The sequence below is a fragment of the Lysinibacillus sp. FSL P2-0066 genome (assembly GCF_037969495.1).
Lineage (GTDB): Bacteria > Bacillota > Bacilli > Bacillales_A > Planococcaceae > Lysinibacillus > Lysinibacillus boronitolerans.
This window is the reverse complement of sequence record NZ_CP150202.1, coordinates 1,967,929-1,984,252: the sequence shown is the minus strand read 5'-3', so window position 1 is coordinate 1,984,252 and position 16,324 is coordinate 1,967,929. Positions and strand designations below refer to the sequence as shown.

Sequence of the window (16,324 nt, the reverse complement as noted above, 5' to 3'; positions counted from 1 at the left end):
TTGAAAAATAAGCTGATTATCTATGTTTTATCACTCATTGTTTTTCTAATCGGAACCGTTGAGTACATTATTACAGGCGTTATTGAAATGATTGCCGTAGACTTTGGAGTAACGATTTCAGAAGCTGGGTTATTAGTGACTTTATTTGCCCTAGCAGCAGCCATTTTCGCTCCAATTCTCATTGCACTCACGATCAATATGGATCGCAAAAAGTTGCTTATGGCTACCGTTAGTGTGTTCATTATTAGCAACGGATTAATGTTTATCAGCTCTTCTTTTGAATACGCACTAGGGATACGAATTATTCAAGGGGTTAGCGGAGGAATTACTACAGTGGTAGCCATGGCAGTAGCTACTCGACTAGTTGAAAAAGAACGAAGAGGCCGTGCTATCGGCATAATTTTGATGGGCTTAAGCAGTTCGCTCGTGCTGGGTGTTCCAATTGGCACATTTTTTAGCGAAATATTTGGATGGAGAGTTTTATTTATGTTAATCGGTTTATTGACCATTCTTCCACTGCTTATCATCTATAAAAAAATTCCAGTTATCAAGGAGGAAGAAGCTGTTACACTCAGATCGCAGCTTTCGATTTTAAAAGATTCAAAAATTCTAACTGCCCTGGCTATTACTTTATTTTATGTCGGTGGTTACGCTACCCTATTTACTTATATTACGCCTTTCTTACAAGCCACATCCACTCTTTCTATGACCGAAATTAGTGGTATTCTATTTTTAGCTGGCATCTGTAGCTTTCTTGGCTCAAGAGTGGGCGGGCAATTGGCTGATGCAAAGGGTTCTCGATTCACCATTTGTTTTGGATTGCTGTTACAAGCAGTAACGCTCCTCCTATTCGCACTAGCTGGTATCAATCTCTTTGTATTGATCTTGGTTTTAATGATTTTTATGGTAGCAACTTGGAGTATTTCTCCTGCCCAGCAGCTCCTTCTTGTCACGCTGGTACCTCGTAATCCAGATATTGCCCTAAGCATAAATACCTCCTTTATCCAATTCGGTTTTGCACAAGGGTCTGCATTAGGCGGGTTTGTCATCGGTCATACCTCTGTCCTAAATTTGAATTGGGTTGGTTTTGGTACTGTAAGCATGGCTTTATTCCTTGCCATCCTGCTATTCCAAAAATTGAATAGTAGAGTTGAAACCCCTATTATCACTAAAGTCAAATATTAATTTTTTTATCCTACCTTTATATTGAAAATGGCATATTCAATATAAAGGTAGCTTTTCTAAATATGTACTCTTGATTAAAAACATTTATATTTAAAAAATAACAGGTAAAAGCCCCATTGGATAAACCTGTGGCAGCTTCCACATCAATGCCATAGACTGGGCAAAAGTTTCGGCTCTCTACTATTCCTTCCTTTGTATCAGGCGTAAACGCATGAAATCCGCCTTTATTATGCAGCCTAGCATACTCCGTTATGGCATCAAAATCAGGCTTTAAAGCATACAGAGCATCCTTCGTCTATTATTGTAGGGTTCCATCCCAAAGACCTGCGTAGCAGTTTTTGAAGAGGCATGATAAACGTGCATAATCATCAAATGTTTTTCCTAGCTTAGGTTGATCGTTTAAACAATAAAAATCATTTAATATTCCTTTCTATAACGAAAAGGACTCGCACTTTTACTGACACAAAAGCACGAATCCTTTTTGATGAAAGCTAGAGTTTTATACCAGCCTCTATTTTGTATTGATTAAGATTGTTGCGTGAGCACGCCATCTTCCATACGATATACATGGTCACAGAACTGTAGCATTCGTTCATCATGGGTTACCATTATGGTAGCTTTATTACGTTCTTTTGCTTCTTTGGCAAGAAGCTTTACGACTTCAAGTGCCCGTTTAGAGTCAAGGCTAGCAGTTGGTTCATCGGCTAAAATCACTTTTGAGTTATTCATGAATGCGCGTGCAATCGCAACACGTTGACGCTCACCACCTGATAATTCATTCGGCATTTTTTTAAATTTATCACTTAAGCCAAGCTCTGTAAGTAGTTGCTTTGCAAACTCTTTATCATCTTTTGTCACCTTACCACCCATTTTTTTCACCAGTAGTAATTGATCAAGTACATTTAAGTAAGGTACTAAGTTAGATGTTTGTAAAATGAAACCAAGCTCTTTTAAACGGAAACTTGCTAATTGTTTTGCTGAAAGATGAACAATATTCCTGCCGTTAATTTCTACAGTACCCTCTGACATCTGTAATAGAGCGCCTGCAATTGAAAGTAGTGTACTTTTACCCGAACCTGATGGACCGATAATGGCTACTAGCTCCCCAGCTTCTACTTCAAGTGTTGCTTGCTTTAATGCTTGGACAGTGCTAGCGCCTTCTTTATAGCTTTTAGAAACATTTTGTAATGATAATAGCGCCATTTATTCCACTCTCCCTAATGCTGTTAATGGATCGATTTTAACGATTTGACGTACAGAAACAATTGAACTTAATAATGCAATAATTAATAAAACAATCGCATAGGTAATGATTAAGGTCGGTTCTAAGTCAAATGGCATACCCTCTGGTAAAATTTTAGCCGTTAAGTATGTGAAGACGATACCAATAACGATACCTAATACTGATAGAATCGCTACTTGTGCAACAATTGCTTTACCGATGAAACCATTGCTAGCGCCAATTGCTTTCATGACACCAAATTGTTGTGTCTTTTGCATTGTAATGACGTAGAAGAATACAGCAATAATGAATGCAGAGATAACGATACAAAAAGCAAGCATCATCATAATAGTGCCGTTTTCTTCTTTATAACCAGGCATACCGTTGATTGCTGTTTTCTTTGTAACCGTTTCAACATCTTTTACGGCTTTATCGATAGTAGATGGATCTTCTAAGTTAGGAGCCTTTAGGAAGAAAGCTTGTACAGCCTTGTCCGTATCATTATCAGAGCCAGGAGCTGCATATTGATAATCACGCCAGTTTTCCAGTACTGTGAAAATAGCAGGTAAGTGATTATAGGTTTCTCCTTTTACATAACCTACCACTTCTAATTTCATGTCCGAGTTTGCTACTAGTAAAATATCACCAATCTTGTAGCCTGCTTCTTTTAACGTATCGTTAATAACAACACCTTTTTTGTTGTCGTATGATAATTTTTCACCCTCGATTACCTCTGGCATAAAAAATGCGTCTGGCTCAACGCCTAATAATGCGACATCTTCCTTCGAATCGGCATCTTTTGACTTTGTTTTGCCGACTGCTATTGTAGAAGCGCCAAACGCAGCGACTTTATCTACATTTTTTTGTTTTTCTAAATCATCTTGCAGATTTTCTGACAGGATCGATTTTGCGAATGTAGCCCCTGCTGTTTCTTCATAGACAACGTATTCTGCGTCGATATTTTTCAGTGTAGCGGCACTCAAAGTCGCTAAACCGTTGCCAAGTCCCGATAAAATGAACACGAGCCATGCGATTAAAATGATAATTGTGGTCATCATTACATAGCGGAACTTCGCATATTTTAATTCTTTTAGTGCTAAAAACATGATGTAGCCTCCATATTAGAAATAGATTTCATATGAACAAAGATTAAATCCTGCTAAATATGAATTCTTTTTCATTATACACAAAAGTTACACATGTGTAACTAAAATAAGTGACATACTTGTTACTTATTTTGAAATACCATGTAAAATAAGCAGTTTGATCTCCTTTAAAAAGCTTTCTATAGGCATATTGAGATGGTTTGGCATGTCAATCAATTGAAAAATGAAGCTAAGCAAAATAAAGTTGTTACGATCTTCTGCAATTATCCCCTCTTCCTTACCCTGCTTAATTACTTGTTGAAGTGGTATGTAAAGTCCACCATGCATGTTATTTAATACTTCCTTTTTTTGCTTCACAACTAGCGATACGTCATTAATTTGTGAGGCGAATCCTAAAATTTGATGTAGGTCGCGCATATCAAACATACGAACAAGTAAGTCCTCAAGCTGTTGTTCAAATGATTGCGAAAAATTAACATTTGAAAGGTTCTCGATGCTTTTTTCCATTTGCCAAACCATAAATTGAATAATAAGTTCTTCTTTATTTGGATATTGTTTATAAATTGCGGCCCTTGATACGCCAATACTTTGTGCAAGCAAGCTCATTGTAAACCCTTGATATCCAACAGATAGCAAAAGCTGATGCGTATGATGCCAAAGGTCTTGTTCAGAAAATTTTTTATCTCGTCCCATATGATACCTCCAATATTCTACAATGCTAACATTGAGACAAAAAAAAAGCGAGTAACCTTTAAACATGCATGATGTTTGAGTAAATTGCGTTTTTGTTAGAGGTAATAACCATTCTATAGAAGGTGACGACTATGTCATTTTCCAATCCCAAAATTCTCCTTAGGTACTTATAACGTAAGAAAGATAAAAGGAATGACTTTCTTTCACTAATCAACAATTTTAATAATAATCTTGGTCTTCAAGAATTTTTTAGGCAATGGATCGCAAACTTTTCTAAAAATTCCATTTAAAATCATCTGTGGTAAAAATAGAAATATACTGGTATATTATAGGTTATATTCTATTTACTTCATGAAGGATGGTGCGTTGATGGATAAAACACTGGAAGATTTACAAAAGGAAATGATCGTTGAAGTAAAAAAGGGATTTCCCATTTTACTTTCTGGTGCGGTTGTCTTTTTACTTTTTACTCTAATGCCCTTAGTTTTGCCAATCGAAGCAGTTCGTTTAAGTTGGATATTTGGCTTAGGTGCCATTTTCCCTATCGGTTTAGGTATTAGTAAAATTCTTGGGATTAATTTAAACGCTACTGGCAATCCTTTAGGGACGTTAGGAGGAATCGTTGCCGCTCCTCAAGCTTTTTACATACCTGTATTTATCATTGTGTATATGAATATACCTGAATATCTTCCCTTTACAATTGGTTTACTTGCAGGTTCTCATTTTCTGCCATACATATGGATTTATAAAAGTAAGGCTTATTTATTTGTGACTCTAGGCGTCTGCTTTTCTGCTCTGATTTTAGGTGGCTTCTTTGTCGATCAAGCCTTCACACTTGTACCTTTAGCCATTTCTATTGTGTATGGAATGGGCGTTCTTTTAATTCTAAGAGAACTTAAAGTCAATCCGATTTAATCACCTTCCTCTAGGTGATTTTTTTAATATTCCAGACCTCTTTTAATCTGAGAAAAAAGGATTCATTTCCTATCCCGTGCTTGTTCCTATACAATAAACCTATTAATAAATGAAAGGATGTATAGATGTGCTATTTCCATATCGTAATGATCTTAGGAAAACGTTAATACCTTACCTAAGCACACTTGATGAGACGTTTTGGTTTAAGACATCTGAGTTTTATCCAAATAATGTAGCATGGATTATTTCTCATTTATCAAGTAGCGAAGACTATTGGGTGAATGAAATTGGACTTAAAAATCCTTGTATATTAAACCTTCACGATGATTGTTCGCCTAAGGAAATACTAGATAGCTATATTCAAATTAGAAATTATACGGATGACATTCTACATACATTAGACGAATCGCAGCTCAATGAAATAGTCGAGGTGCCGAAGTTTTCCGATGGTTGGACGCCACCTTCCGTCCCTACACTTAACTGGTTGTTTCATCATGTTTACTCACATGAAGCTTACCATGTTGGGCAAATCTCTGTTATCGCGCATCTTAGTGGATTGCCAAAGCCTTTATTTTAATAAAAGGCAACGCAATGAAAGAAACAGCTTTTTAAATGGAGGAACAGTAATTTGAAAAAATTTCGTGGGAAAAGGCGTTATTTCCGTAACTTATGGCGACAAACAACCACAGAGCTATCTATTGTAGACTTTGACGAAGAAGGTTGGTTTAATTTGTGGCACACTCACCTTGATTTTTACGGGTACGGCAATGATGGTTTAAAGATAAGAAGAGAGCACATCAAAGCACATATAGCCCTATATAACCGCTTATCAGAAAGGCTCTCGACATTCGGAAAACCTTATCAAATATGGATGGAGTTTGTAGAGGAGGATGCTGGTTTGGATTCAGTTAATATCCATACACCTAATCCCGCTGAGGATAATTTCCCACTAACAATAGCAAATGTAGATTGGAATTGCCCTGTCCCCAAATTCCTTAAGGATTTAATCAACTTGAATGAGTGGAATGTAGGGCACTATAAGCGGGTATCCACTAACAGCTATTTCATCCAGTCTAAAAATAATGGAGTAAAATTGTAGGGTCGGAAACCATTGGTGGGTTTCCGACCATTCCCTTTATTCCAAATATTCTTGAGCTAGTTGCTGATTTTTATAGATGGCCATACCCGTTTTCAATTTTCTAAAGCCCATTTTTGCATAAAACGGTTCATTCCCTGTTGTGGCGATTAGCTGAATGCAGGATACCTCCCTTAACTGTGCGATCATATCCTCCAGAAGTAAACGAGCAATCCCTGTGCCTTGATAGGCTTGATGCACAACCACATCATAAATGGCGGCATTAAATACGCCATCTGACAAATCCACTATTTTTCCATCTACCACGGCGAATACTTGATGTGTGCTTGCATTGAAAACTTGTTTGATCATCTGTTCATCATGTTTCATCCACCCAACAGATTGATAAATCTCCTTTATTATTGTGAAGTACTACCATTTGCCTCCCCCTATTCTTGCTTTCATGAAAACTCCCTATGAAAACGATGTGTATTCTATTATACTTATAAAAAATGACTTGAGAATGGTGGGATTATGATGATGTTTGCTCCATTATTTGAACAGGACGTACCAGCACTTCTTCTTCCTTAACGGTAGAAGCGCTTTTTCTCCGTTAAGGGCATAGGTATCTATGAAAACGGAGGAAAAAACATGAGAAATCTAGTAATCGGCGCCATCTTTTTATCGCTTGCTGCGAGTATTTGGGGTGCCATGTATGTAGTCGTTAAAGTAGTGGTGGAGGTTGTGCCACCATTAGAGCTTGTTTGGATGCGCTATTTGATTGCGGTGATTGCACTCGGGATCATTGGGATCATGATGAGGCAATCCTGGAAAATAGCAAAAAAAGATTGGCTGATCCTTTTTCTTGTTGGCCTTATTGGGAACACGATTTCCATTGTGACACAGGAAATGGGCACAATGCTATCCACCGCGCAGATGGGGGCAATTATTACGGCGACAACCCCTGCTTTTATGGTTGTCTTCGCCCGTTTGATTTTAAAAGAAAGCATTACGCTGAAAAAGTGCTTGTCTATCGCTCTTGCCACGATTGGCGTGGGGATCATTGTAGGCAACGGAAAAATCGACGTGACACAGCAATTAGGCGGACTCTATTTACTACTTGCTGCCTTAACGTGGGCATTGATGTCGGTATTCGTCAAAAAGGTACCAAGCCATTACTCACAAATTGTTGTCACAACCTATACATCTATGATTGCCGTGATGTTATTGACCCCTTTTGTCCTTCCAAGGCTAAAGAATTTAGATATGGTGAGTGTTTTACAGCCGACTATTTCGGGGGGCTTGCTTTACTTAGGCATTATCTCAACAGCTGGTGGTTTTTTATTGTGGAATAAAGGACTTCAATTAATGAATGCGTCTAGTGGCGGCTTGTTTTTCTTCTTTCAACCGATTGTTGGCACATTTTTAGGCTGGCTCTTATTGGGAGAGACGATTGGGCTTTCCTTTTGGATAGGCTCCCTATTAATTTTTAGCGGGGTTTTTATTGTCATTCGAGACGAATAAAACGAAGTGCGTTTCTATGTTAGATAGAGACGCACTTTTTATGTTGGCTCAGCTTATGGTCATTGAACGTCATGTTTGCACATATATTGCAAATGCCTAAAGGAGCTGATATTCTGAACATCTTTTTAGTGAACTTAAAGGATTTTACTTTATTAATTTTTTTACTTGCTAGTATGGTCTATTGTCGACAGCTAAAATTAACGAGGTGGCAACGAAGATTATCGATTGGTGAATGGAGCATGTACATCCTGCTCTCTATTGCCCTTCCCCTTTATGCAGTGCTTTATCTTGCTTTTCTTTTAGGAGCATAGGAAAATAAGACATCATAGGCTATTTTTGGAGGGATTTCATGTTTCAAACAATCGATCATTTTTTACAGTCTTGGGCATTTGAAGCCGCTGCTACGCAAAAATTACTTAATCACCTTACAGATGAATCGCTACATCAGGCAATCACTCCCGAAAACTGGACTTTAGGACGGGTTGCTTGGCACACGGTTACTGCAATTCGAATTATTACCTCGAATTCGAATTTAGCGTTTGAAGCCCCAGCAAAGGATTTTCCAGTTCCTACTTCTGCTCAGTTCATTGCAGATGGCTATCACCAAGCGAGTGAAGCCTTTGTGGAAGCGATACAATCGCAATGGACTGACAAGACAATGACTGAAACGATTGAATTTATTGGTCAACAAATGCCGAATGGTTCCCTGTTATTATTTTTGCTACAGCATCAAAGTCATCATCGCGGTCAAATGACGGTTCTGATGCGTCAGGCTGGTTTAAGTGTTCCAGGTATTTATGGTCCAGCGAAAGAGGAATGGGCTCAGTTTGGGTTGGAAGCTCCTCAAATGTAGCTAAGCTTGTGCCAAATAATAAAGAGGTTGTCTATTTTAAGACAACCTCTTTTATTTATGGTTCTATAATATTTTTTGGGGTATTTACACAATTACACGCATAAAAAAAGCACAGATTCACTGATTTATATATACTTGAATTGTCGAGAAACAAGTAATAGAAAGGTGAACTGTGCAAATGAATTTTAACATGAATATCCCAGGATTAAAAGATGTAGAGATTACGAAAGTAGAAGAAGTAGGCGATCGAATCGCATTGTATGTGCAATTGCCTAAGTGCACGCATCCATGTCCAGTTTGTGAAAAAAAAACATCGAAGGTTCACGATTACCGTATACAAAAGATCAATCATTTAAAATGGTTTGAACGTTTAACTATTCTTTTCTATAAACGTCGTCGTTATGTTTGTGATTGTGGAAAGCGTTTCTCTGAAAAATCCCCCTTCGTAGATAAATATCAACGTTACTCAAAGGAATGGAATCAAGTAGTGAGTATACGTGCTATTAAAGCTAAAACATTTAAAGAAGCTGCAGAAGTGCTAGGTACATCAACCACGACGGTTATTCGCCGTTTTAAAAAGGTAGCGAAAAAACAATTAGTAGAGGGTGTACGTTTACCAAAAGCAATTGCGATTGATGAGTATAAAGGCGATACAGATGCAGGTACGTATCAGTTAATCATTGCGAATGCGGAGACGCGCGAACCGATTGATATTTTACCGAATCGTAAAAAAGAAACCATAAAAAATTACCTAAGTCAGTATGGAGCAGATGTTGAGATAGTGGTCATGGATATGAATCCAAGTTTTAAAGCAGCTGTTCGTCAAGCGCTAGGTCGACCTGTTATTGTGGCAGACCGGTTTCATTTTAGCCGTTATATCTATTGGGCAATGGATGAAGTGCGCCGACAAGTACAAAAAGAATGGGACAAATACAATCGTACAAAGTGTAAACGTATGCGTCATGTATTGTATAAACGTGCATCTAAATTATCACCGAAACAACAGTGGTACTTACAGCGTTATACAGAAATGTCTGAAACATTAAAAGTAGCTCATGAATTAAAGGAAGCCTATTGTGAATGGTTTGATTGGGCAAAGACAAAAAATGATGTTGTAGAAGTGAAGAAGCGATTACTAGCTTTTTACCGTAAGGTAGAAGAGACAAAATTACCAGCTTTCTTAAAAGCCATTCAAACATTGAAGAACTGGCAAGTAGAAATCTTAAATAGCTTTAGTTTTGGTTATTCCAATGGCTTCTTGGAAGGCATTAATAATAAAACAAAAGTGATGAAACGGAATGCATATGGCTTTCAGCGTTTCGATCACTTTCGAGCAAAAATCTTATTAAATTTAAAGTATAAAGAAATCGGAGTTCATCTGGGTTAATGTGTTAAAAGATTACACCACCCCAACATTTGACTTAGAACCTTATTTATTGACTATAAGATGCTAGCCAGTTATTAGTATCAGCGATGGTTGGGTTAGCGAGATAATGTCCGCCTTCAATTTGCAGTGTTTGGCCCGTCATAAATTTTGATTCGTCAGAGGCTAAAAATACAACTGCATGGCCAATATCATCCGCTTCCCCATGATAGGGTAGCGCATTAAATTTCGCATAAATGGCCAGCATTTCTTCTGGCATATTGTTTTTCGCGGCTGGTGTTAAAATAAGACCTGGTGCAACCGCATTACAACGAATATGATCCTTCCCAAATTGTGTGGCAATGTTTCTTGTCATATTCACCACACCTGCTTTTGTTGCCCCATAGGCTGTACGAATTTGGTCACTGGCGAATGCAGCCATAGAAGCCGTATTAATAATTGAGCCCCCGCCCGCTTTTTGCATATGTGGAATGGCAAAACGACTACCCAGTAGAATCGATTTTAAATTCACATTGACTAAACGGTCCCATTCATCTAAATCAATATTTAATACATCTAAATCTTTCTTCAGGTTAGTTAGACCAACATTATTAAAGAGCACCGTTAATGAGCCGTATTGTTCTACAGTGAAGTTCACGGCCGCTTCAATGGAGGAAGCATCCCCTGCATCAAGGAAAACCGCTGCCGCCTCATACCCATCATTGACTAAAGTTGCTGCTGCTTCTTTCGCACCCTCTACATTAAAATCAGCAATGACTACTTTTGCGCCCTCTTTTGCTAACAAGCTAGCTGCCGATAAACCAATACCAGAAGCCCCACCTGTTACTAATGCCACTTTATTTTTTACTCGATCCATTTTCAATTCCTCCTTCAAATCACACGAAAAAGAGCAAATTAGCTCTCCTAACGTAAAATAGTTTAACATTAAACTATTTAATTTTAAACTAATAACCTTTAGCATTTTATAGCTCCACTGTGAACTTGTTGATTTTACAAAGATCATGAAGATGGCATAAATGATTCAATCACCAATCAGGAAACATCCAATCTTTTCGTTCAAATAGCCAATTCGATAAAGTCAAATGGATTCGCACCATCTAGTTATGTTCCTTCATCTATACAATGAATAACTTGTTATGCTATAATACTTTAGAAAACCTCAAAGGGTATCAACCAATTCTGAGCTACAGTGATGCATATCGCTGTAGTTTTTTCTATGCTATCATTTCCTTAAACTTACATTACGAGGTGAGAATATGGAAACAAATACATATCGTTGTAAAGCCTGTGGCGGTCAATCTTTTTCTGAAGGAAAATTAGATGGCTATGCTGCTTTAAGACCCGTGAATACCAGCTTTTCCTCAGGCTCACTCCTTATTTTCACTGTCTGTACGCAATGTGGAGAAATTGCCTCTATTAAAGCCACAAAACCTGAAAAGTTTAAGTAAAAAACAAGAGAGCACCATTTCAATAATGAAATTTGCTCTCTTGCTTTATGTTTCTTTCTTATTCTTCTTTCCCCATTGATATGGCTTTTTGGACCAATTCCACATCCAAACAAAGAAATAGATGATGACCATTGTGATGACCATCATTGTCACATTTTCTCCCCATGCAATCGGCTCATGCTTCCTCCATTGATTCATCGTTCTAACAATGAAGTACAGTAAAGGATAAATAAAATAACCTACTTGATCCCGTCGCATCTAAGAACGCCCCCCTTTTAGAAAAGATGATTTTCCCTATTCATCAATCATTGTCGCAAGCTTCATCATCGTTTTCCAATTGCGAACTGTAGCAGGCACCTCTAGCTTAGGCAGTTGTTGACTAAGCTTGGCATTGCGAATGCTATCGTAAAATAAAAGATAGACATCTCTCCCCTTGATAATGCAGCGCTCTTTTTCACTTACATATTGTAATAACTTAGCACCGTTCTCTTCAGTTGGAACGGTTGAAAGTAGTGCAACATGGAGACTTTCCCCTGTAGCTGTAGCCCGTGCATCTACTAAGTCTTGTTCTGAGAAAGGACAATTGTTCACAATAGAGCGGAATTCTTCAGCTGTACGGATGATTACTGTACTCGTGATAGTGAAAGTAGTTTGGATGGTCTCTTGAATTTGCTGTTGCAAAAGTGCTTCTGATTCACTCGATTCAAACAGGATATTGCCACTTTGTATATAGGTCCGAATGTTTTGGAGACCTAGTGGTTGCAGCGCATCTCTCAATTCAGCCATTTTTAATTTATTGTGCCCACCTACATTAATCCCTCTTAAAAGTGCTACGTATTTAGTCATTGAATTCCACCTTTCCTTTTATCTATAGTATAGCAATAATTAGGGAATAATAGGAAAAAACTGCACCCTTTCATGCAGGGCGCAGCTTGATTAGCTATACTAATTGGTGGATATCTTCTATTAAGCGATCCACATTTTCTTTGGTCGTAGCCCAGCTTGTGCAAAAGCGCACAACCGTATGAGTATCATCGTATGCTTCCCAAATGGAGAAGGAATATTTTTCTTCCAGCGACCGAAGTAGATGGTTTGGTAAAATCGGAAATTGCTGATTCGTTTTCGAATCATAGCGCATTGCAAAGCCTTTATCGAGAAATGCCTGTCGTATCAGCATTGCCATATCTACCGCATGATGGGAAATATCCATATAGAGCGTATCTTCAAATAGCGTTTCGAACTGAATGCCTAATAATCGGCCTTTGGCAAGCAGCCCTCCTCTTTGCTTGATCATGTAGCGGAAATCCCTTTGGTACGCAGGATTCACGATCACGACTGCTTCCCCAAACAATGCCCCCATTTTAGTGCCACCAATATAAAATACATCACAAAGCTTAGCGATGTCAGCAAGTGATAAATCACTGTCCTGTGCCACAAGACCATAGCCTAAACGAGCACCATCGATAAACAGCGGTAAACTACATTCTCGGCAAACTTCACGTAAGGCGGTTAATTCTGCCTTACTATAGGTCGTGCCATTTTCTGTAGGATGAGATATGTACACTAAGCCTGGCTGCACCATATGCTCATGTGTGCTATCCTGCCAGTGTGCATCATAGCAGGCTTTCACCTGTGCCGCAGTTAGTTTGCCATCATCGCTAGGCAATGTCAGTACCTTATGACCCGTTGCCTCAATAGCTCCTGTTTCATGCACCGCAATATGTCCTGTACTCGCTGCAATGACGCCCTGATGAGGACGCAAAATAGACGCTATCACGGTTGTATTTGTTTGTGTACCACCAACTAAAAAGTGAATGTCTGCCTGCTCCGCTGCAATCGCTTTTTTTATATAGGCTCTTGCTTTTTCGGAATGCTCATCCATACCATACCCTGGAGATTGTTCTTCATTTGTTGCTACTAACCGCTGCAAAATTTGTGGATGGGCACCTTCTGCATAATCATTTTCGAATCGTATCATATCTACTGCTACCTCCAAATTCTCTCTATCTATTCCTCTATCTTACGCCTGTTGCCGCAATTTCGCTATAGCTTAAAGAACAGTTCACAGCTTCTCTAGTAACAATAGTTGCTAGTGATGAGGGGATAAAATTTTACATATGTACTTCGGAAGAGATCGGTGTGCAAAGATGATCTCCTCCGTTTTATTCAGGTTATAAAAAATTTGTCGTAGTTCGATTACTTTGATGAATGTTAGAGCGGGTTCTTCCCTTTTCGGATCACTTTCGACTCTCTTTAGAACGGCTTTTCTCTTTGATGGATCACCTCAACCAAATTTCCTAGCAAGTTCTCCATAATTAGAAGGTTGACCTTCATTCCCCGCCGGAGCCACAGGATGAGTCACTCGAAGTAGCACTAGTATCAGCACACTGTTGGCTGTCTTGGGAGGAAAGATGTGCATCATTTGTTGAAAAATCGTTTGTGGAATGGATATGGTGGTTATGCTCGTTTGATTTGCTGTGAATTTTATTTGCATTACTGATGATGCCTATGACAACGACAACCCCAACAAACACGATAAATATAATCATTTATTCCAGCTCCTTTCAGTCATTCTATAAATTGTAACATTAAATCAACGCTCGGTAGTACAGTTCTATGTAAAATGGCAATAGATAAAATAACACCACAATCGAAAATGATTGTGGTGTTCACATTATGATTGCGATTTGCGTGTGGCAGATTTTTTTGAACGATTTCCTTCGTTCGAGTTTTTCTTTTGCTCTTGTGTTAAAGCATTTTCTTCGCGCACATCTAAATCATCTGGACTTAAATCTGTCGCTAATTCCGCCAACTCTGACTGACGTTTATATTGCTTGCCCTTTGTCAAAATGATCACCTCCAAGTAGTATTACATTGCCCTATTTGGTTTGATCTATTCCTGCGACGGTATGAAATGATTATTTCTAGCTAAACTAATTGCACCATCTGCTGGTTCAAAAGATGGTGATATGCTTGTAAATCTTGCTCATATAATTTCTGATAGGTCGCTAGGCTATGCTGTTTGATATAGTCAAAGTCCTCTTCAGGAACTAGGGGATGTGTACGGTTAAGCATCCATGCATTTTCCCAAGCCGTTTGCTCAAATTGAATATTCATTTCATGTTCTTCAATCAGCATGGCTAAAAGTTGTTCCTGATGATATATTTCTTTTAAGGTATGTTGCTTTTTCATCGTAAAGATTTCAATTGTACGTGGAAGTGATGCCTGTAATGCTTCTCGATCTACTGCATGACCTAGCTCATGCAGGGTCATTGTTTTTACATAAATTTCAAGTGAAGTTGGAAGCATTAGTTCATTTCTTGCCTCTACTAATCGTTTCGCATCAAATCCTACATAGTCCCCAATAAAGTTATAACTCATATTAATACCTGAATCATCTTGTTTTATCTTGACCGTCATGTTCACAGCCTGCACGACGGATTGAATTACCTGAAATAGTTCTTTTTCTTTAATTTGCGTCATTCTCTCGATCCTCATTTCCTCTAAAAACAAATAGAAGCGGATTAAATATATACTACAATTAGGAGAAATTCAACAAATTTATCCTGTGGATGGAGAGGAGCTTAACAACAAAAAAGGCGCTTGTAGTTTAAAACTACAAACGCCCTGTGTGTGAAGGGTTTCGACCTATTTAAAAGTGATTAGTTATTATTGTTATTTCGACGATTTTGGTTGCCGTTGGAGTTGTTACTACGCTGTTTACTGCGTGCTTCTCCACCTTTACGTCCTATTTCTTCATAAAAATCGTCATCGTGCTTTTCAGCGGTAGCTTCTCCGCCTTTGCGGCCAATTTCTTCATAAAATTCTTCGCCGTGGTTTTCAGCCGTAGCTTCTCCACCTTTTCGCCCGATTTCTTGATAAAATTCATGTCCATGATTTTTAGACGTAGCCTCGCCGCCTTTACGTCCAATTTCTTCATAAAAATCACGGTCATGATTTCTGGAGGTAGCTTCTCCGCCTTTACGTCCCGCTTCTTCGACAGTCATGTTTTCATTGTTGTTTCTGTTGCGATTGTTTTGCTTGTTAGCCATTTCTATTCCTCCTAAATATTTTTTTGAGCTTTTTACTAGCTCGCTATTTATATTCCCAGTCAAAACACATCTAAACATATTTTTTTAAAAAATTGATTTTCTTATTGTAATAGAACACTGTGAGGAGCAGATTGCTAACAAGCCCATCAATCATATACATGTACCCTTTCCAATATAATACTAATCTATAGTATGTCATCGAGGATGAAAGAAGGGTGATGGAAAAATGACGACTCTCACAAAGCCATCTATTGGTTTAACACAATTTACAGACTTCACAATGAAGGGAAGTGCAGCTAAAACAAAGTTTGTGAAGGATATAAAATATCAGGGAGATTATCATCCAATAAAAGATTATTGGAAAGCCTTGCGTGATGGGTTAAAAAAATACCATGAGCATCGTTTGAATGATACCTATTTACTCGATATCGTGGATAATGCCCTTCCTGCACGCCAGAAAAATTACCAGGAAGCTGTTAAAGCCTATATAAAATTCTTAAAAAATAAAAACGTTCAGTGGTTTGATCCAGGTAAGGCGAATTGGTACTGTGACGATTTAATTGTTCGGTCCAATCCTGAGCTTGGTTTAATCATTGACGATGTACCCTATCTAATCAAGCTGTATTTTAAAGGAAAAAATGAGCGCATCGATAAACATAAATGTCGATCTGCCCTCACTCTTCTAAAAGACTCCCACTATGCGATTGAACATCCAGACTCTGTTAAACATGCCATTTTAAACGTGCAAAAAGGTCGCTTGATTACAGATGATGATTCAACAGACTATCATCAAATTGCCCTCGAATCGGATGCAGCTCAATTTATGTTTATATGGAATAGGCTCTAGCTAATTGGAAATAGGTACTT

Annotated in this window: 20 protein-coding genes; 9 read left to right on the top strand and 11 right to left on the bottom strand. The window is 38.2% G+C overall.

All coding sequences use genetic code 11. The annotated features are described in order from the left end of the window. Positions 1-1,185 (top strand): MFS transporter, encoded by a 1,185-nt coding sequence (locus tag MKZ14_RS09725; protein WP_333006636.1) that lies wholly within the window; start codon positions 1-3, stop codon positions 1,183-1,185. 525 nt (positions 1,186-1,710) lie between these two features. Here the strand turns inward: MKZ14_RS09725 and MKZ14_RS09720 are convergent. The 3 genes from MKZ14_RS09720 to MKZ14_RS09710 form a co-directional block, all read right to left on the bottom strand. Continuing rightward, entirely contained in the window at positions 1,711-2,388 is a 678-nt protein-coding gene (locus MKZ14_RS09720; RefSeq protein WP_333006635.1) for an ABC transporter ATP-binding protein, read from the bottom strand. Continuing rightward, positions 2,389-3,513 (bottom strand): ABC transporter permease, encoded by a 1,125-nt coding sequence (locus MKZ14_RS09715; protein WP_115673750.1) that lies wholly within the window; start codon positions 3,511-3,513, stop codon positions 2,389-2,391. Positions 3,514-3,639: 126 nt separating this feature from the next. Next, complete coding sequence (locus MKZ14_RS09710) at positions 3,640-4,206, bottom strand: TetR/AcrR family transcriptional regulator (protein ID WP_048393822.1); 567 nt, start codon at positions 4,204-4,206, stop codon at positions 3,640-3,642. A 369-nt stretch (positions 4,207-4,575) separates the two neighbouring features. On the opposite strand from MKZ14_RS09710, the gene MKZ14_RS09705 reads away from it, so the two are divergent. The 3 genes from MKZ14_RS09705 (at position 4,576) to MKZ14_RS09695 (ending at position 6,220) form a co-directional block, all read left to right on the top strand. Beyond that, entirely contained in the window at positions 4,576-5,121 is a 546-nt protein-coding gene (locus MKZ14_RS09705; protein WP_048393824.1) for a hypothetical protein, read from the top strand. A 127-nt stretch (positions 5,122-5,248) separates the two neighbouring features. Then, positions 5,249-5,698 (top strand): DinB family protein, encoded by a 450-nt coding sequence (locus MKZ14_RS09700; RefSeq protein WP_082148155.1) that lies wholly within the window; start codon positions 5,249-5,251, stop codon positions 5,696-5,698. 51 nt (positions 5,699-5,749) lie between these two features. Then, positions 5,750-6,220 (top strand): hypothetical protein, encoded by a 471-nt coding sequence (locus tag MKZ14_RS09695; protein WP_333006634.1) that lies wholly within the window; start codon positions 5,750-5,752, stop codon positions 6,218-6,220. Positions 6,221-6,256: 36 nt separating this feature from the next. Here the strand turns inward: MKZ14_RS09695 and MKZ14_RS09690 are convergent, their stop codons facing one another. Beyond that, positions 6,257-6,586 carry a GNAT family N-acetyltransferase gene (locus tag MKZ14_RS09690; protein WP_333006633.1) on the bottom strand — a complete coding sequence of 110 codons (330 nt, stop codon included), beginning with the start codon at positions 6,584-6,586 and terminating at the stop codon, positions 6,257-6,259. Positions 6,587-6,847: 261 nt separating this feature from the next. Here MKZ14_RS09690 and MKZ14_RS09685 point away from each other — a divergent pair, with 261 nt between their 5' ends. From MKZ14_RS09685 to MKZ14_RS09675, 3 genes are all read left to right on the top strand, one after another. Then, positions 6,848-7,720: a DMT family transporter gene (locus MKZ14_RS09685; protein ID WP_333006632.1), complete on the top strand. Its 873-nt coding sequence runs from the start codon at positions 6,848-6,850 to the stop codon at positions 7,718-7,720. A 349-nt stretch (positions 7,721-8,069) separates the two neighbouring features. Continuing rightward, complete coding sequence (locus MKZ14_RS09680) at positions 8,070-8,573, top strand: DinB family protein (protein WP_333006631.1); 504 nt, start codon at positions 8,070-8,072, stop codon at positions 8,571-8,573. 172 nt (positions 8,574-8,745) lie between these two features. Then, entirely contained in the window at positions 8,746-9,960 is a 1,215-nt protein-coding gene (locus MKZ14_RS09675; RefSeq protein WP_333007013.1) for an ISL3 family transposase, read from the top strand. 46 nt (positions 9,961-10,006) lie between these two features. On the opposite strand, the gene MKZ14_RS09670 is transcribed toward MKZ14_RS09675, so the two are convergent. After that, the gene (locus MKZ14_RS09670) at positions 10,007-10,813 is read right to left on the bottom strand and encodes an SDR family NAD(P)-dependent oxidoreductase (RefSeq protein ID WP_333006656.1); all 807 of its coding nucleotides are present in this window, start codon (positions 10,811-10,813) and stop codon (positions 10,007-10,009) included. 400 nt (positions 10,814-11,213) lie between these two features. Here MKZ14_RS09670 and MKZ14_RS09665 point away from each other — a divergent pair, with 400 nt between their 5' ends. Beyond that, on the top strand, positions 11,214-11,405 hold the full coding sequence (locus MKZ14_RS09665) for a hypothetical protein (protein WP_016991486.1): 192 nt from the start codon (positions 11,214-11,216) through the stop codon (positions 11,403-11,405). Between the two features lie 45 nt (positions 11,406-11,450). Here the strand turns inward: MKZ14_RS09665 and MKZ14_RS09660 are convergent, their stop codons facing one another. The 6 genes from MKZ14_RS09660 to MKZ14_RS09635 all read right to left on the bottom strand — a co-directional run bounded on the left by MKZ14_RS09660 (position 11,451) and on the right by MKZ14_RS09635 (position 15,412). Next, positions 11,451-11,663: a hypothetical protein gene (locus tag MKZ14_RS09660; RefSeq protein WP_016991485.1), complete on the bottom strand. Its 213-nt coding sequence runs from the start codon at positions 11,661-11,663 to the stop codon at positions 11,451-11,453. 36 nt (positions 11,664-11,699) lie between these two features. After that, entirely contained in the window at positions 11,700-12,251 is a 552-nt protein-coding gene (locus MKZ14_RS09655; protein WP_333006657.1) for a DUF1697 domain-containing protein, read from the bottom strand. Positions 12,252-12,345: 94 nt separating this feature from the next. Continuing rightward, complete coding sequence (locus tag MKZ14_RS09650) at positions 12,346-13,383, bottom strand: aminotransferase class V-fold PLP-dependent enzyme (protein WP_333006658.1); 1,038 nt, start codon at positions 13,381-13,383, stop codon at positions 12,346-12,348. Positions 13,384-14,079: 696 nt separating this feature from the next. Further along, on the bottom strand, positions 14,080-14,262 hold the full coding sequence (locus MKZ14_RS09645; RefSeq protein WP_243456430.1) for a hypothetical protein: 183 nt from the start codon (positions 14,260-14,262) through the stop codon (positions 14,080-14,082). Between the two features lie 71 nt (positions 14,263-14,333). After that, positions 14,334-14,888 carry a hypothetical protein gene (locus tag MKZ14_RS09640; protein ID WP_036080962.1) on the bottom strand — a complete coding sequence of 185 codons (555 nt, stop codon included), beginning with the start codon at positions 14,886-14,888 and terminating at the stop codon, positions 14,334-14,336. A 179-nt stretch (positions 14,889-15,067) separates the two neighbouring features. After that, positions 15,068-15,412 (bottom strand): KGG domain-containing protein, encoded by a 345-nt coding sequence (locus MKZ14_RS09635; protein WP_309484730.1) that lies wholly within the window; start codon positions 15,410-15,412, stop codon positions 15,068-15,070. A gap of 271 nt (positions 15,413-15,683) precedes the next feature. Here MKZ14_RS09635 and MKZ14_RS09630 point away from each other — a divergent pair, with 271 nt between their 5' ends. Further along, positions 15,684-16,304 carry a hypothetical protein gene (locus MKZ14_RS09630; protein WP_333006659.1) on the top strand — a complete coding sequence of 207 codons (621 nt, stop codon included), beginning with the start codon at positions 15,684-15,686 and terminating at the stop codon, positions 16,302-16,304. Positions 16,305-16,324: the final 20 nt, after the last annotated feature.